We start from the raw sequence: 21,117 nt of genomic DNA on the forward strand, positions 1-21,117 counted from the left end.
CGGCTTACTGGGCCTGCTGACGGTTGCGCCGCTGGCCCGAGTGCTGACCGCGCGCGCCGGCGGCCGGAGCCTGCCCCGCCACGGTCACCTTGCCGCCCTCGGTCAGCCGGTCGCCGCCCTCGGTGATGACCTTGTCGCCGAGGCTGAGGCCGGAGGATATGACGACCTGGGTCGTGGTCGCCTGACCAGTGACGATGGTCCGCTTGGTCACGGTGTTGTCGGCCTTGACCAGCCAGACGAAGGCCGAGTCCGTTCCCTGACGCACGGCCGTCGCGGGCACGACCACGGCGCCCTTCAGGGTGTCCAGGGTGATACGGACGTTGACGAACTGGCTGGGGAACAGGGCGCCCGAGGCATTGGCGAAGCGCGCCTTGCCCCGCACGGTGCCGGTCGTGGTGCCGACGACATTGTCCAGCGTCGAGAAGGTGCCAGTGTCCAGCGTCGTCGTGCGCGTGCGGTCCAGCGCCAGCACCGGCAGGGTCGCGCCGGAATAGACGCGCTGCTGGATGGCCGGGATCTTGTCCTGGGGCACGGTGAACTCGACGTCGATCGGCGTCGTGGTGGTGATCACCGCCAGGCCCGAACTGTCGCCCGCGCCGATATAGTTGCCGACATCGACGACCCGCAGGCCGATGCGGCCGGTGACGGGCGCCGTGATCCGGCTGAAGGTCAGATTCAGCTGGGCTGCCTGAACCGCGCCGCGGTTGGCGGTGACGGCGCCTTCCAGCTGCTGGACGAGCGCACGCTGGGTGTCGACGTCCTGGGTCGCGATCGAGTCCTGCCCCTGCAGGGTCTCATAGCGGGTCAGGGTGACGCGGGCGGCGGCCAGCTGGGCCGTGTTCTGCTGCAGCGCGCCTTGCGCCTGGGTCAGCTGGGCCTGGAAGGCGCGGGAATCGATCTGGGCCAGGACCTGGCCGCGCTGGACGATCTGGCCCTCGCGGAAGAAGACCTGGGTGATCACGCCGGACACCTGGGGCCGAACCGTCACGGTCGCGGCGGGTGTCACCGTGCCGAGCGCCTCGATCAGGACGGGGATGTCGGCGCTGGCCGCCGTGGCCACGCCCACCGTGCTGGCCGGACCGCCGCGACGTCCGCCGCCGGGTCCTCCGGGGCCGCCCGGTCCGCCCTGCTGGCCGTCCCCGCCCTTGTCGCCGCCGAGCGACATGGCCACCACTACCGCCAGCAGGCCGACGACGATCAGGGCGACCACCGTGCCGATCAGCTTCTGGGTGCGGGTCAGATGACGCGGGCCGATCTGGCGCGGGCGGGAGGCGCCCGAGGCTTGGGGTTCGGTCTTCAGCGAGGGGTCGGTGTTCTGGGTCATGGTCTCTTTAATGCTCGCGCGGCGCCGATCCGGCGCATGCGGCGCCATATTCCGAATGCCAGGTCCTAACGGCCCAGTTAGGTTCCCGGGGTCTCTCTCTTTGTCGTGAAATCAGAAAGTTGTGTCACACTGTGTCGAAACCACTGGCGACAAGAGCTGAAACCAAATGACCCGCGCGAGGAGCGACAGATCGTTTCAGGATGCGGCCATGGACACTCCCGCACGCATCCTCCTGGTCGACGACGACCGCGACATCCGCGTCATGCTTGCCGAACAGCTGTCGGACGCCGGCTTCCAGATCGACACCGCCGCCGACGGGTCGCAGATGCGCAGCGCCATCGCCGCGCACGAGCCCGACATCATTCTTCTGGACCTGAACCTGCCGCGCGAGGACGGGCTGAAGCTCTGCCGCGACCTGCGCTCCGACTCGGCCGTGCCGGTCATCATGCTGACGGCGCGGGCCGAGGCCGTGGACCGGATCGTCGGTCTCGAGATGGGCGCCGACGACTATCTGACCAAGCCGTTCGAGCCGCGCGAGCTGATCGCCCGCATCCGCAGCGTGCTGCGCAGGACCCGTACCCTGCCGACCAATCTGACGCCGCTGGAGGCGCGGGCCGCGCGCATCAACGGCTGGTCCTTCGACTTCGAGCAGCGGCTGCTGCACGACCCCGACGGCCGCGTCGTCGTCCTGTCCGGCGCCGAGTACCGGCTGCTCAAGGTCCTCGTCGAATATGCCAATCGAGTGCTCAGCCGTGAACAGCTGATCTCGCTGGGCGGGGTGCGCCAGGAAGACGCGCTGGACCGGGCCGTCGACATCCAGGTCAGCCGCCTGCGCCAGAAATTCGGCGCCGAAGGGCCGGTCCTGATCCGCACCATCCGTAACGAAGGCTATGTCCTGGCCGCCAATGTCGTCCTGACGTGACGGAGGCCGGCGCCGGACCGCGGACGGGCTCGCAGGCCTGGATCGAACGCTTCCTCGGCTCGATGACCGGGCGGCTGTTCGTCATCCTGCTGTTCGGCACGGGGCTGGCGGCCCTGGCCTCCCTGTCGATCGCCGACGTGCGCTACCGGGCCGACCTGATGGCCTTCCGCGCGGAGCGGACCACGGACCGGATCGAATCCTACGCTTCTGTGCTGAAGGGACTGGATCCGACCGAGGCGGCCGACATGGCCCGAACCGGCGCCGCCGGTCTGCAACCCCGTCCCGCCACGGCCGTGCGAGACAAGCCGGACCTCGAGCTGAACCGCCGCCTGTCCGACGGCCGCCTCGGCGAGATTCGGGCCATCGCCTGGACGACGGAGTCCACCGCCTGCCGCCGCAACGACGGCCGCGACGCCCGCGTGGTGGTCGACGCCTCGCACGAGAAGGCGGTCCAGACCGAGGCCCAGGCGCTCGGCCTCAACCCGCCCGCCTGCTGGATCATCGACTTCGTCGACGTCCGGGGCGCGAAATTCTCCATGGTGACCGGCGCCCCGCCGCCGGCCTCGCGCCCCCGCGTGCTCGACCCCTGGTTCCTCGGCGTCGAGGCCCTGGCCCTGGCCCTGCTGTCCTTCTTCGTCGCTCGCTTCGCCTCACGGCCGGTGCGCCAGATGGCCACGGCGGCCCAGGCCCTGGGCGAAAGCCTCGACGCCCCGCCGATGGCCGAGGCCGGCCCGACCGAGGTGCGTCAGGCGGCAAACGCCTTCAACACCATGCAGACCCGGCTTCGGCAGGCCATGGTCGACAAGGCCCAGGTTCTGGCCGCCGTCACCCACGATCTCCAGACCCCCCTCACCCGCCTGCGCCTCCGCGTCGAGAAGGTGTCGGACCCGGAGCTGAAGGATCGGCTGCTCGGCGACCTCGCCGCGACCCAGGCCCTGGTCAAGGAAGGCCTCGAACTGGCGCGCAGCGAGCCGAGCCAGGAACCGTTCGCCCGCATGGCTCTGGATTCCCTGCTGCGCTCGATCGCCGACGACGAGGCCGATGCGGGGCGACCCGTGGTTTTCACCGAAGGTTGCGACTGCGACGTCATGGTCCGCCCCAGGGCGCTCCGGCGCTGCGTCGCCAATCTGATCGAGAATGCGGTCGTCCACGGCGGCAACGCCCGGATTTCGGCCCGCGTCGAGGGCGACAAGGTTCTGCTGGACATCGAGGACGACGGTCCCGGCATCGCCGACGCCGATCTGGAACGGGTGCTGGAGCCCTTCGTGCGGCTCGAGGATTCCCGCTCGCGCGAGACCGGCGGATCGGGTCTCGGCCTGACCATCGCGGGCCGACTGGCGCGCGACAACCGGGCGCGTCTGGTGCTGCGCTCGCGCAAGCCGCGCGGCCTTACCGCGACCCTGATCCTCCAGGGCGCCGGCCCCGCCTGAATCCCGCAGAGAAGCCGCAGCCGGCGTCGCCGCCGAAGGCCGACCCATGTCCGCATCGCGGGGGCTTTCTGACGCTACGCCCCAATCTCGCCCCAAAGACATCATTCCCGACTTCATGCGTAATACTCGAGACCATAAGTTGTCGAACATTCAGTAGTGGAAATAATGAGATACAAAACGACAGAATCTAGTGTTTATAGGGATACACCCGCCTTAATACCCGCGTTCTATACGATTTACGGCTTTCTTGCATCGACATCATGACACTTATTGCCCGCGACGGGGCCGGAACGAGCTCCGAAATACCTCTCGGTTACACAGGAGCCTGCGGGACGCATGATCGATTTGAGAAAACATCTTCTGAGTACGACGGTGGTCGTCGGCCTGGCCGCCCTGGTTCCGGCCGCCCTGCCCGCCGCCGCCCTGGCCCAGGACACGAGCAGCACGTCGCAGGACGACAAGGACAAGGACAAGGCCGCCGATCAGGTCGAGGAAGTCGTCGTCGTCGGCTCGCGCATCCGCACCGACAACTACAATGCGCCGTCGCCGGTCCAGGTGATCACGCGTGACGAGGCCACCCTGGCCGGCTTCACCTCCACCACCTCCCTGCTGCAAGGCACGGCGGTGACGGGCGGCACGGCCCAGATCAACAACGCCTACGGCGGCTATGTCGTGAACGGCGGCCCCGGCGCCAACACCCTGTCGCTGCGCGGCCTGGGCGCCACCCGCACCCTGGTTCTGCTGAACGGCCGCCGCGTCGCCCCCGCCGGTTCGCGCGGCTCGGTCGGTTCGGCCGACCTGAACGTCCTGCCCACCGCCATGATCGAGCGCATCGAGATCCTGAAGGACGGCGCCTCGTCGATCTACGGTTCGGACGCCATCGCCGGCGTCGTCAACATCGTCACCGACAAGGGCGTCGACGGCGTCACCGTCGCGGGCCAGTACAACTTCACCAACGACGCCAACGGCGGCGGTGACGAGAACCGCTTCTCGATCGTGGCCGGCACCCACGGCGACCGCTGGCACATCGCCGGTTCGGCCGAGCGCTATGTGCGTGAGGAACTGTCGCTGGGCGACCGGGCCTTCACCTCCTGCCCGACCGATTCCTATGCCGACGGCTCGGATTACATCGACCCGAACACGGGCCTGTCGAAATGCTTCTCGCTCAACTCGGGCGGCGTGACGATCAACACCATCGGCACCTCGACCATCGCGGGCGTGGGCGCGACCAATGCGGTGGGAACCTCATTCAACCGCTGGCGCCCGAACTCGGCGGTGACCACGGGCCTCGTCGGCTTCGAGGGCGTCGGTAACTCGGCGACCAACACCAGCGTCCGCACCACCTACGACCCGGACATGCTGAACACCTCCCTGATCACGCCGGTCGATGTGACCACCGGCTATCTGGAAGGCTCCTACGACCTTCACGCCCTCGGCAACGCCCAGGTCTATGGCGAGGTCCTGGTCAACCAGCGCCAGTCCAGCTCCACCGACTACCGTCAGCTGGTCCTCGACTACGCCAAGGGCAGCCCGCTGATCCCGTCGAACCTCGCGGGCAGCACCTATGCCTCGTCCAGCCAGGGCCTGAACCCCGGCTCCGCTGTCGGCGTGCGCGCCTTCATCGGCTTCGGCAACACCGAGAGCCAGCAGCGGGTCGACTTCGCCAAGGAACTGGCCGGCATCCGCGGCGACCTGTTCCTGCCCGACTGGCACTACGACGCCTACGTCAGCTATACCCGCTCCAAGTCGATCTACACGACCGAGCAGTTCCTCACCGACCGGCTGCAGAAGAGCCTGAATGTCGTCAAGAACGCCGACGGCAGCTTCTCCTGCGTCAGCACGGACGCGAACTGCGTCGCGGCGCCCTATCTGACCTCGGCCGTCATCGGCGGCGACCTGCCCCAGGCCTGGGTCAACTACGTCAAGCAGGACGTCACCGGCACGACCATCTATGACGAGACGGTCGCCAGCATCGGCTTCGACGGCCCGCTGTTCACCCTGCCCGCTGGTCAGGTGATGGCCTATGTCGGCGCCGAGTATCGCAAGTCCTCGATCGACGACACGCCCGGCATCGATTCCCAGACCGGAAACACCTGGAACTACTCGACCTCGGCCATCACCCGCGGCAGCGACTCGGTCACCGAACTGTTCGGCGAAGTGGAGGTGCCGATCCTGGCCGACCTGCCGTTCGCCAAGGCCCTGACCTTCACCGGTTCGGCCCGCTGGACCGACTATGAGTCCTACGGCGATGACTCGACCTACAAACTGGGTCTGGTTTACCAGCCGTTCGAGTTCCTGACGTTCCGCGGCTCCTACGGCACCTCCTACCGGGCCCCGGCCCTGTTTGAGCAGTTCGTCGGCGCGACCTCGGGCTACGTCAGCTCCTCCAACGACCCCTGCAACAACTACGGCGACGTCGGCACCGACGCCATCGTGGCGGCCAACTGCGCCAGCGAGGGTCTGGCGACCACCTTCACCCAGACCTCCAGTGTGGCCGTCATCACCTCAGGCGGCGTCGACAACAACCTGAGCGCCGAAACCTCGGACAACCTGACCGTCGGCCTGATCCTGCAGCCGAAACTGCCGGACGGCTGGGGCAAGCTGTCGCTCGCGGCCGACTACTATGAGATCCAGATCGACAACGGGGTCTCGCGCATCGGTTACGGCAGCATCCTGAGCCTCTGCTACAGCTCGGCCGCCGCCGAATTCTCGGCAGACAACGGCTATTGCGCCCTGATCGACCGCAATGCCTCGACCGGCGCCCTGACGGTGCACGACAGCTACGTCAACGTCGCCACCGACGTCGTCCACGGCATCGACTACACCGTGCGGTATACCAATGAGTTCGGACCGGGCCGGGCGATCTTCAATCTGGGCGTCACCCAGATGACCGAGCGCTACAGCACCCTGTTCGCTGACGATCCGGTCCTGGACGAGGTCGGCACCATCGGCACGCCGGAGTTCAGCGCCAACTTCGACGCCGCCTATGCCTTCGACAAATGGACGGTGCACTACGGTATCGAGTGGATCGACGCCATGGGCTACGACCAGTACTACCTGAAGAACTACGGCTATACTCTGGCATCGCTCGGTTATGACGCCGAAGTCAGCGACTACTATCTGCACAATGCTTCGGTGCAGTACGCCTCTGACGGATGGACCGCCACGGCGGGAATGCGCAACCTCTTCAACGAAGAGCCGCCGACCCTCTCGGCGGGCATCGTCAGCCGGGTCGGCAACGCCCCGCTCTATTCGGGCTACGACTACGTTGGACGGACCTTCTTCATCAACCTGAGCAAGTCCTTCTGATCCATCCCGATCGGGAAACGGAAGGGGGCGGAGATCTTCGGGTCTCCGCCCTTTTTCATGCCCCCGGTGTCAGGGTCGCGACCAGCAACCCGCTCTGTATCAGAACGTGTCAAACGACTGAGCCGTATAACGAATGTGCAATCCGCCTGCCCTATTTGGCAGGCACAAACTGTTCATGCACAGTTCATCTTCGCCCGCCATCCTGATCGTCGACGAGGCGCATGATCATCGTGATCCACTCTGCGGCTACCTCGGCCGACAGGGCTTCGTGACCCGTTGCGCGAACACTCTTCCGGAGATGGAACGCCGTCTCAAGGAAGACCGCCCCGACCTTATCCTGCTCGATGTCTCGATGCGCGGCGGCGACGGCCTGGCCCTGTGCCGGCGACTTTCCGAGATGGGCCCGCCGGTGATCGTCGCCAGCGCCCTGGGCGAAGACACCGATCGCATCCTGGGGCTGGAAATGGGCGCCCAGGACTATCTGACCAAACCCTACAATCCGCGCGAACTCCTGGCGCGTATCCGCGCCGTCCTGCGTCGCGCCAGACCGCCCCAGGCCGGCGCCGCCAGCGTCCTGACCTTTGCGGGCCTGCAGCTGGACCTGCTGCGCCGGCGCCTGGTCAAGGCCGACGGCGAATCCACCGCCCTGACGCCCAATGAGTTCAACCTTCTGCGCACCTTCGCCGAGAACCCGGGCCGGGCCCTGACCCGCGCCCAGCTGATCAACAGCGCCCACGAGGGCGAGACCGAGGTCCGCGACCGGGCCATCAACGTCCAGATCAGCCGCCTGCGCAAACGCCTCAGGGACGAGAGCGGCCACGACCTTATCGTGACCCTGCGCGGCAAGGGCTATGTGTTCGACGCCCAGGTCGCGCGTCAGTAGTCAGGGGGCGGTTAGGCTCGCTGGGAGATCTTGCGCAGGCCGTCCAGCAAGGTCTCGCTGGTCCGCCCGGTGCGGCAGCCGCTGGCGATGATCAGACGCATCGCCTGCAGGTGCACCGTGATCGACGGCCAGTGCCAGATGCCGGCGTTGATCATCCGGTCCGAAACCTCGCACAGGCTGTAGGCCGCATCGTGCAGCGGGCCCGTGTCGAAGAAGGCGGCCAGGTCGATGACCTTGGCGCCCAGGGTATAGACCTGCGGGCCGGCCCCCTCCGCCGCCTCGGCGCAGACGGCCTCCAGCTCGTCCAGGGTGGCGGAGATCATGGCCATCGCTTCGTCGCGATGGGTGTTGAGCGCCTCGCCCGCCAGCCGTTCAGCGTCGCGGACCAGACGGCCGCCCGGTTCGAACAGCTGTTTCGACAGCGAACTCTTGACCTTGAACGTCTTGGCTTCGCTCACAGCTGCACCTTCATCGGTTTCATCATCATGTCGATCGCCGACTGGTCCATATTGGCCTCGCTGGCGGCGCCGACGTGTTCGGACAGGTCTCCGCTACGACGGCCGGGCACGCCCAGGGGCGGGCCGAAATTGCGCACCCGACGGTCCGGGCCGACATAGGTGTCGGCCTCGACGAACTGGCGCTCGTCATTGCCCAGCCACAGGATGCGCTGCAGCAGGACAGTGGGGGTCAGGGGTTTGGTGACCACGAAGCTGGCGCCGCAGTCCCGGCTGTTCTGGACCTTGGACTGGGCCGCGTGCCCCACCAGCATGATCACCGGCGTGTAGCGCACCGGCGGCGGCGTATCGCGCCGAAGCCAGCGGGTGAATTCATAGCCGTCCATGTCCGGCATGGCCGAGTCGATCAGGATCAGGTCGAGGTCGCGCTCGTCCACGACCTTGACCGCGTCCTCGGTCGTCATGCGCTTGATCTGTTCCTTGACGCCGAAGCCCTGGAAGATCGAGCTCAGCATGTCGAGCGACTTCTGGTTATGGTCGACCAGCAGCACGGACGAGCGGGCCAGATTGACCCTTTCGTTGATGTCAGGCTTGCGGCGCGACATGTCAGTCGAACAGCATCAGATCGCCCGAAGCCTTGTCAGCGGACGCTTGGGTTGCACCCGGGCTCAGCCGGTTGGACTGGTCGGTCAGGGTCAGGACCTGCAGGGCGGTGTCCATGGGCACGCCGGCGCCCAGGGCCGCGGACAGGCCGCTCAGCCCGTCCAGGCGCTGGATCAGCAGGTCGAAGTCCTGGATGCGCGCCATCACGCCGCTCAGCTTCTCGGGAGGGCAATAGCCCATCAGCTCGGACGTCAGCCCCGACAGCTCGTCGACCTGGGCGCGGATCTCGGCCAGTTCGTCGGAGACGGCGGTCAGAAGGGTGCGACTACGCGACAACATCACCACAACTCCACGGCGCCCGAGGCGACGGGCTCCGGCTTCGGCGGTGCCTGGACCGGCACATGGCTGTCGGTCACGGCGCGCTGCAGGGCACGACCGGTCGTGGGCCAATAGTGCAGGCGGCGACCGCCGTTTCCGCGCAGGCTGCCGCCCACGATCGGAATGCCTTCGTCGGCCAGGAAGCGCTCGGCGAAGTCGGCGTTCTGCATGCCCACGTCGCGCAGGGAATCGAACATCCGGCCGCCGCCGAACAGCTTGGCTTCCAGACGTTCGCGGCGAGCGCCGGCCTTGAGCACGTCGTTGATCAGCAGTTCCATCGCATAGGCGCCGTAGCGGCGGCCCGCGTCGGTCCCCGCCCCTGAGCCCTCGGGCAGCAGGAAGTGATTCATGCCGCCCACGCCCGCTTGCGGATCGCGCAGGCACATGGCGACGCAACTGCCCAAGATGGTGGTCAGCATCACATTCGGATCAGAGGTGATGTGGTGCTCGCCCTGGCCCACATGGATCCTCTTTTCGGTCGCCAGGGCCGCTTCCGACATCATGTCAGGGGACCGAAGACGCCTTCCAGCTTCTCTTTGAGCTGGGCGACGGTGAAGGGCTTGACCAGATAGTTGTTGACCCCGAACTGGACCGCGCGGGCCACCAGGTCCCGATCGGCGCGGCCGGTCAGCATGATGAAGGCGCAGCCCGAGGTCGGGGGGTGGGCGCGGATGGCGCGCAGCAGGCCCAGGCCGTCCAGGTTCGGCATGTTGAAGTCGGAAATGATCAGGTGCGCGGGCTTGCCGATCATCTCGCGCAGGGCGGCCTCGCCGTCGGAAGCCTCGCGGAACTCGCGGAAGCCCAGTTGCTGCATACTGGTGCGCACGAGGCCACGCATCGACATCTGGTCGTCGACGATCAGGGTATGGATAGCGGAGGCGGCAGGCATGGGGGTACCTCAGGCGGCGGCGCCGCGCGGGGGCGCGGCGCACAGGTCGAGAATGGCGGATGAAATACGCGACAGCGGCAGTTGGCGCTCGACGGCCCCGATCTCGTGGGCGACGCGCGGCATGCCGTAAACAACAGAGGAGGCTTCGTCCTGGCCCACGGTGTGGGCGCCGGCTTCACGCATTTCGAGCAACCCTTGCGCGCCGTCGCGGCCCATGCCGGTCAGGATGACGCCGGTCATGGGCCGGCGCAGACGGGCGACGGAACGGAACAGCACATCGACCGACGGACGGTGGCCGCTGACGGTGTCCCCTTCACTCAGGCGGCAGCGGGGCGTCGTGCCGAGCACCTCCAGATGGGTCAGGCCGCCCGGGGCGATATAGACGTGGCCCGGCATCAGGGGCGCGCCGTCAACGGCCTCGGTGACGGTCGCCGCCGAGGCCTTGTTGAGGCGCGCGGCGAAGCTGGCGGTGAAGGTCGCAGGCATATGCTGGGTCACGACCGTCGCCGGGCAGTCCGCCGGGAAGGCCGAGATAATGGTGAGCAGGGCCTCGACCCCGCCGGTCGAGGCGCCGATGGCCAGGATGTGGTCGGCGGAAGCGCGATAGTCATGGTGCGCACGCACGGTCTCGACCGGACCCCGGGCGCGAACGCGCGAGCGGGCGGCGGTCTTCACCTTCAGCGTCAGTTCGGAGAAGGCCTCGGCGGCGGTGACGCCCGCGCCCGGCTTACCGACCGCATCGACGGCGCCCATTTCCAGAGCTTCCAGGGTGATCTCGGCGCCGGCCTGGGTCAGGGTCGAGACCATGACCACCGGCATAGGCCGCAGCCGCATGATCTTCTCGAGGAATTCCAGCCCGTTCATATTGGGCATCTCGACGTCCAGGGTGATGACGTCGGGGTTCAGTTCCTTGATCAGCGCGCGCGCTTCCAAGGGATCGGCGGCCGAGCCGATCACCTCGATCTCGGGATCGCGGCGCAGGGCGGCCGTGATCAGGCCGCGCATGGTCGGGCTGTCGTCGACGACGAGGACACGGACGGGCGCGCTCATGCCGCCAGCCTGTAGGTGGTCAGGCCGCTGGTGTTCAGCTGCTGGACGGCCGGACCGCTGACGCGTTCCGAATGGCCGATGTACAGGGTCGCGCCGGGGTTCATCAGCGGGGTGAACCGCTTCCAGACCTTCTCCTGGGTCGCGTCGTCGAAATAGATCACGACGTTGCGGCAGAAGATGACGTCGAACTTGCCGCGCATCGGCCAGTCACCGATCAGGTTCAGCTCCTTGAAGCTGATCAGGTCGCGCAGGGCCTGGCCGGCCGACATCATGTTGCGGCCCTGCGAGGGGGCCTTCTCGAAGAATTTGTTGCGCAGGGCCGGGGGCGCCGGATCCAGCGCTTCCTCCGGATAGACGCCGGCGATGCCGTCGGCGACCATATTGGGATCGATGTCCGTGGCCAGGATTTTGAAGTCCAGATCATTGGCTTCCGGCAGGACGGACAACACCGTCATGGCCATCGAATAGGGCTCCTGCCCGTTCGAGCAGGCCGCCGACCACAGGCGGACCCGGCCGCCGCTGCGGGCGCGCGCGGCCAGCATCGGCATGACCTCGTCCCGCAGGTGATCGAAATGGTGCGGCTCGCGGTAGAAGCGGGTCACATTGGTGGTCAGGGCCGCCGTCATCGCCTGACGTTCGTCCACGCCCGCCGCGTCCTGGATCAGGGCGCAGTAGTCGCGGAAACTGCGCAGGCCGAGGGTGCGCAGCCGCTTGGCCAGGCGCGAATAGACCAGCGCGGCCTTGCCCTCGTTCAGGGCGATCCCTGCATGGCTGTGCAGGATCTGGGCGATGTGGCGGAAATCCTCGGCGGTGAAGACGAACTCGCCTTCGACCAGGGACTCACGCCCGGCGGACGTACTCATGCGGCTTCGGCCTCGGCGGCGTCGGGGATGATACGGTCGAGTTCGATGAGGCTGATCATGCGGCCGTCGATGGCGAACAGACCCTTGACGAAGGTCTTCACCTGCTCGCTGGCCACGTCCGGGGTCGGCTGCACGGCCTCATCCGTCAGCTGGATGATGTCCGACACGGCGTCGACCAGCAGGCCGACCATGCGGCCGCCGACATGGGCCACCATGATGACGTGACGGGCGGTCGGCTCGGAGGTGCGCAGGCCGAAGCGGGCGCCCAGGTCGATGATCGGCAGCACGGCGCCGCGCAGGTTGATCACACCCTTCATGAAGCCGGGCGCGCGCGGCAGCGGCGTCGCGGGGGTCCAGCCGCGGATCTCGCGCACCGACATGATGTCCACGCAGAACTCCTGCTCGCCGATACGGAAGGCGATCAGTTCGCGCGAGGCGGCGGCGTTGGAAGCTTCGGTCATGATCAGCTCGCGAGTTTGAAGTCAGGACGGGCGGCCTCGACGCGGGTCGCCTTGCGCCGCCACGAGGCGACGATGGCGTCCACGTCCAGGATCAGGGCGACACGGCCGTCGCCCAGGATGGTCGCGGCGGCCACGCCCTCGACCTGCTGGTAGTTGGTCTCAAGGCTCTTGATGACGACCTGGCGCTGGCCCTGGATCGCGTCGAACAACAGGGCGGCGCGGGCGCCGGCCTCGGTCTCGATGATCACCGCGACACCGCCCTCGGCGGCCGCCGGGGCATCGCGGAAGCCCATGCCCAGGGCGACGTCGATCAGGGGCACGAACTGGTCGCGGAAGCGAATGACCGGATCGTGGCCGCCGACATAGTGGATGTCCTCGGCGCGCGGGGTCAGGCTCTCGACGATGGCCGTCAGGGGCGCGACCAGGGTCTGTTCGGCGGCGGTGACCACCATCCCGTCCAGCACAGCAAGGGTCAGAGGCAGGCTGAGGGTGAACGTCGAACCCTTGCCCGGAACCGAGCTGATCGAGATCCGCCCGCCCAGCGCCTGGATCGAGCGTTTGACCACGTCCATGCCCACGCCGCGTCCCGAGACGTCGGTGATGGTCTCGGCGGTCGAGAAGCCCGGCAGGAAGATCAGGTTGTCGATTTCGTCGTCGGTCAGGACGGCGTCCTCGGCGATCAGGCCGCGCGAGATGGCGATGCCCTTGACCCGTTCGCGGTTGATCCCGCGCCCGTCGTCGCCGATCTCGATGACGATCCGGCCCGAGCGGTGCAGCGCGGCCAGACGGACCGTGCCCTCGGCGGGCTTGCCGGCGGCGACTCGGTCGTCCGGGCTTTCCAGCCCATGGTCGATCGCGTTGCGCAGCATATGGGTGATCGGTTCGGCCAGGCGTTCGACCACGGTCTTGTCGACCTCGGTGTCCTCGCCGGCGGTGACCAGACGCACGCGCTTGCCGGTCATTTCACCTACCTCGCGAACCAGACGCGGCATGCGCTGGAACACCGACTTCACCGGCTGGGCGCGGATGGCCATGACGCTGTCCTGGATCTCGCGCGTCAGCAGCTCGAGATCCTCGAGCCCGACCGAGATGCCGGACGAACGGGCCAGGCCGCTCTCGATGACGCGCTGGGCCAGCATGGCCTGCTGGATGACCAGCTCGCCGACGACGTTGATCAGGCGATCGACGCGGTCCAGATCGACGCGGATGGTCACCGCGGCCTGGGCTGCGGGCGCCCCAGGGGCAGCAGCAGCGGCGGGCGCGGCCGGAGCCGGAGCGGCGGGCGTCGGGGCCGGTGTCGGGGCTGCAGCCGGAGCGGCAGCCGCTTCCACCGGAGCCGGCGTCGCGGCGGGCGCCGGAGCCGGGGCCGGAGCAGCGACGGCGGCCGCAGCAGCGACGGGGGCCGCAGCGGCGGCGGCCTGGGCGGAGACGTCGGCCTTGGCGCTGGCCATCAGGGCGGCGATGTCGAACTCGGCGGGCGCGGCCTCGGCGGGCGCTTCAACGGCGACCTCGACCGCAGCGGCGCCGGCGGCCGGACGGATGGACAGGTCGCAGTCGCTTTCGACGAAGTCGAAGACGTCGCGCACGGCGCTTTCGCCGGCGGTCGTCGTCAGGTCGATGGTCCAGACCAGATAGGCTTCCTCGGGGATCAGCTCATCGAGGGTCGGCAAGGCGGAGACGTCCAGCTCGGCCGTCATCTCGCCCAGGCGCGACAGCTCGCGCAGCAGGATGCCGGTCTCGTTGGCGTTGGCGTAGAGGCGGGCGTGCGGGCGGAAGACCACGCGCCAGACGTCGCCCGTCGCGGCGGCGGTTTCGACCGGAGCCTCGGCCGGGACGTCGTCCAGGCCGGCAAAGCTGAAGGCCACGGGGCGGAAGCCGAACTCGTCGGCCTCGGGCAGGCCGTCGGCCTCGGCAACGGCCGGCGCCGCCATCATCACCGGGGTGAAGACGGGCTCTTCCTCGGCCGGGGCCTGGGCGGCGGGCGCGCTGGCCACGCCGTGGGTGAGGATTTCCAACTCGGCGACCAGGCCGGCCGAGCGGGCCTCGTCGACCTCGGGGGCTTGGCCCCGCGCCGCAGCGATGTGGTCGGCCAGAACGTCGGAGGCGCGCAGCAAGGTCTTGACCGTGATGTCGTCGCAAGGCTTGCGGCCCGAGCGCAGCTCGTCGAGCAGGGTCTCGAACACGTGGGCGAAACGGACCAGGGCGTCGAGGCCGAAGGCCCCTGCCCCGCCCTTGACCGAATGGACGGCCCGGAACACGGCGTTGACGGTCTCGTCATCGGCCGCGCCGGATTCCATCGCCAGCAGACCCGCTTCCAGGTCGCCGAGCAATTCGTCGCACTCCTGGAAGAAGACGACCTTGATGGCCTCAAAGGGATCTGCGGCGTCGGTCATATCAGGCGGCCACCCGGCGAACGGCTTCGACCAGCTTGGCCGGGTCGAAAGGCTTGACGATCCAGCCGGTGGCGCCGGCGTCGCGGGCGCGCTGTTTCTTGGCGGCGTCGCTCTCGGTGGTCAGGACTAGCACCGGGGTCTGGCGGTGGTTCGGGTCGGCGCGTACGCCCTCGATGACGCCGAAGCCGTCCAGGCGGGGCATGTTGATGTCGGTGATGATGACGTCGGCGCCCTCGGCGCTCAGCGTCTCCAGCCCGTCGATGCCGTCGACGGCCTGAATCACATGATAGCCCGCGTCGACGAGGGCCATCATCAGCATGTCACGCATCGTACGGGAATCGTCGATGGTTAGGACGGTTTTGGTCATGCGGGCTCTCCCTGAACGGTCGCCGGGAGAGCGGCGCCGTACATCTTCCATTGGGTGGCGAAGGGTTCGGATGGGGTGTTGATGGTCAGGGCCTGGCCGTCGCGGGCCCAGGTCTGTTGCGCCGAGATCAGCACCTGCAGGCACAGGCCGCCGAGACGCTCGACGGCCGAGGCGTCGACGGCGACCGGCTCGCCGCGCAGGGCCAGCAGCTCAGCCCGCAGGGGCTCCGCGTACAGGATGTCGAGAACCGGCGGCAGGACGACGGACGCGGTCATCAGAACTCCTCCCAACCATCTTCGGAGGCCACCGGATCAGGGCGGCGGACGACGGCGGCGCCGCCGCCATGGCTGACCGTGCGCATCTGGGCGACCGGGCGCTGGATCGGCTGCGGCGCGGCGCGGGGCGCAGGAGCCGCCGAGCGGGGCGCGGCGCGGGCGGCCGAGGGCGAACCGATCTTGAAGCGCGCCACCGATCCGGCCAGGCTTTCGGCCTCCTGCGACAGCGAATGGCTCGCGGCGGTCGACTGTTCGACCATGGCGGCGTTCTGCTGGGTGACCTGGTCCATCTGGTTGACGGCGGTGTTGACCTGCTGGAGGCCGGTCGCCTGCTCCTGGGCGGAGGCGGCGATTTCGGACACCAGGCCGTCGATCTCGGCGACGCGGCTGACGATGCGCTGCAGGGCCTCGCCGGTCTGGCCGACCAGATTGACGCCCGCGTTGACCTGGGTGGTCGAGGCCGAGATCAGCACCTTGATCTCCTTGGCCGCTTCCGCCGAGCGCTGGGCCAGGGCCCGGACTTCGGAGGCCACGACCGCGAAGCCGCGGCCGGCGTCACCGGCGCGCGCCGCCTCGACGCCCGCGTTCAGGGCCAGAAGGTTGGTCTGGAAGGCGATTTCGTCGATCACGCCGATGATCTGGCTGATCTCCTGGGCCGACTTTTCGATCGCGCCCATAGCCGAGACGGCGTCGCGAACGACATTGCCCGAGGTCTCGGCGTCGCCCTTGGCGGCCTGGACGGTGTCAGAGGCCTGACGCGCGCCGGAGGCGGTGCGGTTGACGGTGGCGGTGATCTCGTCGAGCGCGGCGGCGGTCTCTTCCAGGCTGGCGGCCTGTTGTTCCGTGCGGCGCGACAAGTCGTCGGCGGCCTGGCTGATCTCGCCCGAACCCGAGCGGATGGCCGCGACATTGGTGACCACCACGGACATGGCGTCCTGCAGCTGGGCCACGGCGGAGTTGAAGTCGGTCTTCAACTGTTCGGCGCGCGGCGCGACCTGGGCCGTCATGCGGTGCGTCAGGTCGCCCGCCGAGATCGCGGCCAGACCCTGGGCCAGGGCGCCCAGGGCGACGGCGTCTTCCTCGGCCGTACGGGCCTTTTCGGCCTCGGCGTTGGCGCGGTCGATCTCGGACTGCGAGCGGTTGGCCAGCGCCTCCTGCTCGATACGAATCTTGTCCAGGGCGGCGTCACGGAAGGCCAGGACGGCGACGCCCATCTGGCCGATCTCGTCCTTGCGGCTGGCTTCGGGGATTTCGACGTTGTTGTCACCGGCCTGCAGCTTGCGCATGTAGCCCGCGATCTTCAGGACCGGCGTGGCGATGGCCCGCGACAGGACCATGCTCGCGGCGACGGCGATCAGCATGGTCATGGCCAGGCCGATATAGAGGCTCCATTCGACCATGGCGGTGGCTCTCTTCTGCAGCGCCCGGGCCGCATCAAGGTTGGCCGTGTTGATGGTCTTCAGACCGTCGATGGCGTCCTCGACCGGCCCCATGGCCGCGTCGGCCTCGCCGTCGTGGGCCACCATGGCCTCGGCCTGCGCCTTGGTCGCCGGATTGGCCGCCAGGGCCAGACCCTTCTTGACCACCAGGTCGTACCAGGTGTCGGCCGCCTTGCCGGCGTCGTCGATCTTGGCGACGGCCTCGGGCGAGGCGGCGGTCTTCAGCTCTTCCAACTTGGCCTTGAAGCTGGCGCGATGGGTGTTGATCCGGTCGATGTAGTAGGCATCACCCGACACCAGATAGCCGCGGAAGCTGTTCTCCTGGCGGGCCAGGGAGAACTCCGCGGCGGAGGTGTCCCGCACCATTTCATTGCCGTGGGTGCGCTGGACGTCCGACTTCCTGAGCGCCGTCAGATTGACGACCATGGTCGCGCCCATGGCGCCGATGGCCAGAAGAACAACGGCGAAGGCGAGGATCAGCTTCCTGCCGATCGGTACATTGCTCAGGTGCATGGCGGGTTCCTTGTCGAGGGTCGCAGGCGGGCGGACCCACGTGCCTAGAAAGACGGGAAAATCAGAGAGAAAGAGTTAACGCGGCGACCAAACGGCCGTCATACTGGTTGCCGTACTCATGGCCGTCGGTGTCGTACCACCTCAGGTCGAGGGAAATTCGGTCGTTCAACTTGCGCTTCGCGCCGATATTCCAGGCTGTATACTCAGCCCCGCCGTCTGCGGTGCGGTCGGCGATCGCAAAGGTCGCCTTGGTCTTGGAGTCCACCGAGACGCCGCCCTGCAGCTCGACCCACCAGGCCTCCTGCGTCGCGGCGAAGCCGTCGTGGGTGTAGTTGACGCGGAAGCGTGTCGAGACCGGCCCGAACTTGCGCGAGGCGTCGACCTGGTACTCGGTATAGTTGGCGTCGACGCCCTTGCGGGTGCCGGGCAGGTCGCGGTTGATGACGGCAGCGTCGAAGGCGACGCCCGAGATCGTCCGGCGATAGCCGACCGTGGTCAGGATTTCCGCATCGGCGCCCTGCGACAGTTCAGCAGTCGCGGCGAACAGACTTCCGTAGAAGCCGTTGTGATTGACCTCGATCGAACCTGAATAACTGGGCTGATCGTTGCTCTTGCCCACGCCCTTGCCGAGATACTGGGTCGCCGCGCCGATTTGCATGGAAACCGGGTCCGCCGCCTGGGCCGCGCCCGCCATCGCCACCACGCCGATAGCGCCGAAAAGACCGCAGGTCGCGATTCGCATTACAATGTTTTTCAGTATAACTTTGGTCATATCTCGCCGTTCTGGCTTATGCTGTTGCCGTTAAGGTTGAGGCAAAGGGCTAATATTCTTCGTAAATCGCCCTCTACGTAAAAATACCTACCGTTGTCTAAGCGGCGGCTCCGAAGGCTTCCGAGGCGCGGCGGCGGGGCCGGGGAGCGGCCTGTTGCGAGGGCGTCGAAACGGCCGCTCGGATGGACCGCACCAACCCCTGAACATCGACAGGTTTGTCGAACCAGGCGTCGGCGCCGGCCTCTTCCATCCGCTTCTGGATGCCCGGGTCGTCCTCGCTGGAGACCACGAAAACCGGCAGGTTCACCAGGCGCGGATCGCGCCTAACCAGCCTGACAAAGGCCTCTCCGTTCAGGCGGGGCATGTTGAAATCGGTCAGGATCACATCCGGCTCGAAGGCCCGCAGACGCCGCAAGGCGGGCCTTACCCCCTCGGCCGTGACGACCTCGCACCCCGCGGCGCGAAGAATGCCGCCGAGCACCTGTCTGATAGCCGGGGAGTCGTCTACGACCAGTATGCGCACAGCGTCAGTCATCGTTGGCCCTTCCGTCAGGAGACCATCGATAATGTGCAGGTGCGAAGCGGTGGTAACTTTCGGATTAGGGTGTTTTGCTTACGTATTTACCCTTAACGAACACGATGCTACGAACGGATAGGCTAAGGGGCAAGAAAACAGGCCGTGCCGAGCGTCGCCCAAGTGAATTCCGCCACAGATTCGCCACCATTCATGGCGCGCGTCGCCACGATCTCGAACTGGGCCTCCAGGGGACCGAACGGCTACGCCCTCGCCACCGTCGCCGTCGGACTGGCGCTCCTGGCCCGGCTCGGCCTCGAGGCCTTCGGCAAATTCTACTATCTGCCGCTCATTCCCGCGGTGATGCTTCCGGCGATGCTGGCGTCGAGGCGGGCGACCGCCCTGGCCATCGCCCTATCCATTGCCGCCAATGTGGTTCTGGTCTCGCGCGAAAGCCTCGTCGACGCGGTGGTCAACGCCCTGCTCTTCGCCCTGGTCGGCGCCGCCATCGGCGAGATCGGCCGCGCGCGCCGATCATTGAAAGAGCGTTCCCTGGAGCTGAAAACCCAGCTCAACACCCGAAACGCGACCATACACGCCATGCTGGCGTCGGCTCCGGTGGTGACCCTGGACTCGCGGTCCGTCGTCCTGGCCATCAGCCAGCCGGCCTGCGCCCTGTTCCGGATCGCGGAACGCGAGGCCGTGGGTCGGCCGTTTCAGGAATTCGTCGAGTTCTTTGACGCCGGCATCATCAGATCCTCGCCGCCCGGTGAGTATTCGGCCGATCAATACTGGTTGGGCCGCAGAGCCGACGGCGACGTCTTTCCCCTGGGGATCCAGCTGGCCTTCGTCACGGGCGATCCCCGGACCTCGGAGGCGATCCTGACCCTTACGGATCTCAGCCTGTGGCACTCGGCCGAGCTGAGAAGCCAGGAACTCAGCGATCAGCTGAACCAGGTCTGGCGGATGAACTCCCTGGGCGAGATGGCCGCCATCCTGTCGCACGAATTGAACCAGCCGCTGACGGCCGCGGCCAGCTACCTTCAGGCCAGTCAGGTCGATCTCGGTCGCGCGGGCATCATGGCCGACAGCGCCAGCCGCACCGTCGAACTGGCCAAGAGCCAGGTGCTGCGCGCCGGCGCCATCATCCGGCGGGCGCGCGAACTGCTGACGGTCGAGACCCAGCCGCTGGAGCCCGAGCGGATGTCCTCGATGATCGACGACCTGGGCCCGATCATCCAGCTGCTGGGCCCGGCCTCCGACGCCAGCATCCAGATCGACATCGACAATATCGACGACCGGGTCATGGCCGACCGGATCCAGTTCCAGCAGGCCATCGTCAATCTGGTCCGCAACGCGGTCGAGGCCGTCGCCGACCGGGAACGGCGCGAGGTCCGGCTGGTCGGCCGCCCGCTCTGTCCCGACTTCTATGAAGTTCGGGTCGAGGACAGCGGTCCCGGCGTCCCGGCGGATCAGGTCGAGCGCATGTTCGAACCCCTGATGACCACCAAATCCGACGGCATGGGCCTGGGCCTCTCGGTCACCCGCACCATTGTCGAAAACCACGGCGGGTCGCTGACCGTCGGCCGCAGCGCCATGGGCGGGGCTGCGTTCACGTTCAGTCTGAGCCGAGCGAAGGAGGAACCGATCCAGTGACGGTGTCCGTTTTTGTCGTCGAGGACGACTTCGCCGTAAGGGACTCCCTCGTCCTCTTGCTTCGCTCCGAAGGGATGCGGGCCCGGGGCTTCGCCAATGGCGAGGAGTTCCTGGACAACCTCCCCAATGATCCGGTGGCCTGTGTGGTGACCGACCTGAGAATGCCCGGCGCCGACGGCTTCGAGGTGGTGCGCAAACTGGTCGAGCTGCGCGGTGAGGCCTGGCCCATCGTCGTCATCACCGGCCACGCCGACGTCTCCTCGGCGGTCGAGCTGATGAAGGCCGGGGTCACCGATTTCATCGAGAAGCCGTTCGAGCCGCACCGCCTCGTCGAGACCCTGAAGGGCTGCATCCGCCGCGTGCAGGAGGTCGGCGCCAGTCTGGAGCGCCGCGCCGACATCGACCGGCGGCTGAACCAGCTCACCACGCGCGAGCGTCAGGTGTTCGAGGCCCTGGCCGGCGGCCTGTCGAACAAGGAGATCGCCGCCCAGCTCGACATCAGTCCGCGCACAGTCGAGATCTTCCGCGCCAAGGTCATGAGCAAGATGGAGGCCGCCAATCTGTCGGCCCTGGTGCGGATGAGCCTGGGCCTGACCTGAGCTCACCGGCCGATCTCACAGG

At 67.5% G+C, this 21,117-nt stretch carries 21 protein-coding genes; 6 read left to right on the forward strand and 15 right to left on the reverse strand.

Annotated elements, in window-relative coordinates; translation table 11 throughout:
* Positions 1-4: 4 nt before the first annotated feature.
* The gene (locus IFJ75_RS11630) at positions 5-1,324 is read right to left on the reverse strand and encodes an efflux RND transporter periplasmic adaptor subunit (RefSeq protein ID WP_207868354.1); all 1,320 of its coding nucleotides are present in this window, start codon (positions 1,322-1,324) and stop codon (positions 5-7) included.
* A gap of 208 nt (positions 1,325-1,532) precedes the next feature.
* On the opposite strand from IFJ75_RS11630, the gene IFJ75_RS11635 reads away from it, so the two are divergent.
* The 4 genes from IFJ75_RS11635 (at position 1,533) to IFJ75_RS11650 (ending at position 7,868) form a co-directional block, all read left to right on the forward strand.
* Positions 1,533-2,246 (forward strand): response regulator transcription factor, encoded by a 714-nt coding sequence (locus IFJ75_RS11635; RefSeq protein ID WP_207868355.1) that lies wholly within the window; start codon positions 1,533-1,535, stop codon positions 2,244-2,246.
* Positions 2,243-3,676: an ATP-binding protein gene (locus tag IFJ75_RS11640; protein WP_207868356.1), complete on the forward strand. Its 1,434-nt coding sequence runs from the start codon at positions 2,243-2,245 to the stop codon at positions 3,674-3,676. Before IFJ75_RS11635 ends, IFJ75_RS11640 begins: the two co-directional genes overlap by 4 nt.
* A 336-nt stretch (positions 3,677-4,012) precedes the next feature.
* Positions 4,013-6,985 carry a TonB-dependent receptor domain-containing protein gene (locus tag IFJ75_RS11645; protein ID WP_207868357.1) on the forward strand — a complete coding sequence of 991 codons (2,973 nt, stop codon included), beginning with the start codon at positions 4,013-4,015 and terminating at the stop codon, positions 6,983-6,985.
* Between the two features lie 175 nt (positions 6,986-7,160).
* Complete coding sequence (locus IFJ75_RS11650; protein WP_207868358.1) at positions 7,161-7,868, forward strand: response regulator; 708 nt, start codon at positions 7,161-7,163, stop codon at positions 7,866-7,868.
* Between the two features lie 11 nt (positions 7,869-7,879).
* Here IFJ75_RS11650 and IFJ75_RS11655 read toward each other — a convergent pair whose 3' ends face one another.
* The 14 genes from IFJ75_RS11655 to IFJ75_RS11720 all read right to left on the reverse strand — a co-directional run bounded on the left by IFJ75_RS11655 (position 7,880) and on the right by IFJ75_RS11720 (position 18,861).
* The gene (locus tag IFJ75_RS11655) at positions 7,880-8,326 is read right to left on the reverse strand and encodes a chemotaxis protein CheE (RefSeq protein ID WP_207868359.1); all 447 of its coding nucleotides are present in this window, start codon (positions 8,324-8,326) and stop codon (positions 7,880-7,882) included.
* Positions 8,323-8,928 (reverse strand): response regulator, encoded by a 606-nt coding sequence (locus IFJ75_RS11660; protein WP_207868360.1) that lies wholly within the window; start codon positions 8,926-8,928, stop codon positions 8,323-8,325. Before IFJ75_RS11660 ends, IFJ75_RS11655 begins: the two co-directional genes overlap by 4 nt.
* 1 nt (position 8,929) lies before the next feature.
* Complete coding sequence (locus tag IFJ75_RS11665; protein WP_207868361.1) at positions 8,930-9,265, reverse strand: hypothetical protein; 336 nt, start codon at positions 9,263-9,265, stop codon at positions 8,930-8,932.
* On the reverse strand, positions 9,265-9,804 hold the full coding sequence (locus IFJ75_RS11670; protein ID WP_207932592.1) for a chemotaxis protein CheD: 540 nt from the start codon (positions 9,802-9,804) through the stop codon (positions 9,265-9,267). The genes IFJ75_RS11665 and IFJ75_RS11670 overlap by 1 nt, the downstream gene beginning before the upstream one ends.
* Entirely contained in the window at positions 9,804-10,193 is a 390-nt protein-coding gene (locus tag IFJ75_RS11675; RefSeq protein WP_207868362.1) for a response regulator, read from the reverse strand. Before IFJ75_RS11675 ends, IFJ75_RS11670 begins: the two co-directional genes overlap by 1 nt.
* A gap of 9 nt (positions 10,194-10,202) precedes the next feature.
* Entirely contained in the window at positions 10,203-11,243 is a 1,041-nt protein-coding gene (locus IFJ75_RS11680; RefSeq protein ID WP_207868363.1) for a protein-glutamate methylesterase/protein-glutamine glutaminase, read from the reverse strand.
* The gene (locus tag IFJ75_RS11685; protein WP_207868364.1) at positions 11,240-12,106 is read right to left on the reverse strand and encodes a CheR family methyltransferase; all 867 of its coding nucleotides are present in this window, start codon (positions 12,104-12,106) and stop codon (positions 11,240-11,242) included. The genes IFJ75_RS11680 and IFJ75_RS11685 overlap by 4 nt, the downstream gene beginning before the upstream one ends.
* A complete protein-coding gene (locus IFJ75_RS11690) occupies positions 12,103-12,567 on the reverse strand; it encodes a chemotaxis protein CheW (RefSeq protein WP_207868365.1) in 465 nt (154 codons plus the stop codon). Before IFJ75_RS11690 ends, IFJ75_RS11685 begins: the two co-directional genes overlap by 4 nt.
* 2 nt (positions 12,568-12,569) lie before the next feature.
* Positions 12,570-14,960 carry a chemotaxis protein CheA gene (locus tag IFJ75_RS11695; protein ID WP_207868366.1) on the reverse strand — a complete coding sequence of 797 codons (2,391 nt, stop codon included), beginning with the start codon at positions 14,958-14,960 and terminating at the stop codon, positions 12,570-12,572.
* Position 14,961: 1 nt separating this feature from the next.
* Entirely contained in the window at positions 14,962-15,327 is a 366-nt protein-coding gene (locus IFJ75_RS11700; RefSeq protein ID WP_207868367.1) for a response regulator, read from the reverse strand.
* A complete protein-coding gene (locus IFJ75_RS11705; RefSeq protein WP_207868368.1) occupies positions 15,324-15,602 on the reverse strand; it encodes an STAS domain-containing protein in 279 nt (92 codons plus the stop codon). The genes IFJ75_RS11700 and IFJ75_RS11705 overlap by 4 nt, the downstream gene beginning before the upstream one ends.
* Positions 15,602-17,554 (reverse strand): methyl-accepting chemotaxis protein, encoded by a 1,953-nt coding sequence (locus tag IFJ75_RS11710; protein WP_225896796.1) that lies wholly within the window; start codon positions 17,552-17,554, stop codon positions 15,602-15,604. The genes IFJ75_RS11705 and IFJ75_RS11710 overlap by 1 nt, the downstream gene beginning before the upstream one ends.
* 61 nt (positions 17,555-17,615) lie before the next feature.
* Positions 17,616-18,296 (reverse strand): TorF family putative porin, encoded by a 681-nt coding sequence (locus IFJ75_RS11715; RefSeq protein WP_207868369.1) that lies wholly within the window; start codon positions 18,294-18,296, stop codon positions 17,616-17,618.
* Between the two features lie 127 nt (positions 18,297-18,423).
* Complete coding sequence (locus IFJ75_RS11720; protein WP_207868370.1) at positions 18,424-18,861, reverse strand: response regulator; 438 nt, start codon at positions 18,859-18,861, stop codon at positions 18,424-18,426.
* A 192-nt stretch (positions 18,862-19,053) separates the two neighbouring features.
* Between IFJ75_RS11720 and IFJ75_RS11725 the strand changes: the two genes are divergently transcribed.
* Together IFJ75_RS11725 and IFJ75_RS11730 are read left to right on the forward strand one after the other, a co-directional pair.
* Positions 19,054-20,496, forward strand: coding sequence for a sensor histidine kinase (locus IFJ75_RS11725; protein ID WP_207868371.1), 1,443 nt, complete (start codon positions 19,054-19,056; stop codon positions 20,494-20,496).
* Positions 20,493-21,095: a response regulator transcription factor gene (locus IFJ75_RS11730; protein WP_207868372.1), complete on the forward strand. Its 603-nt coding sequence runs from the start codon at positions 20,493-20,495 to the stop codon at positions 21,093-21,095. The genes IFJ75_RS11725 and IFJ75_RS11730 overlap by 4 nt, the downstream gene beginning before the upstream one ends.
* The last annotated feature ends 22 nt before the right edge of the window (positions 21,096-21,117 follow it).

The organism is Brevundimonas goettingensis, from assembly GCF_017487405.1.
GTDB classification, from domain to species: Bacteria; Pseudomonadota; Alphaproteobacteria; order Caulobacterales; family Caulobacteraceae; genus Brevundimonas; species Brevundimonas goettingensis.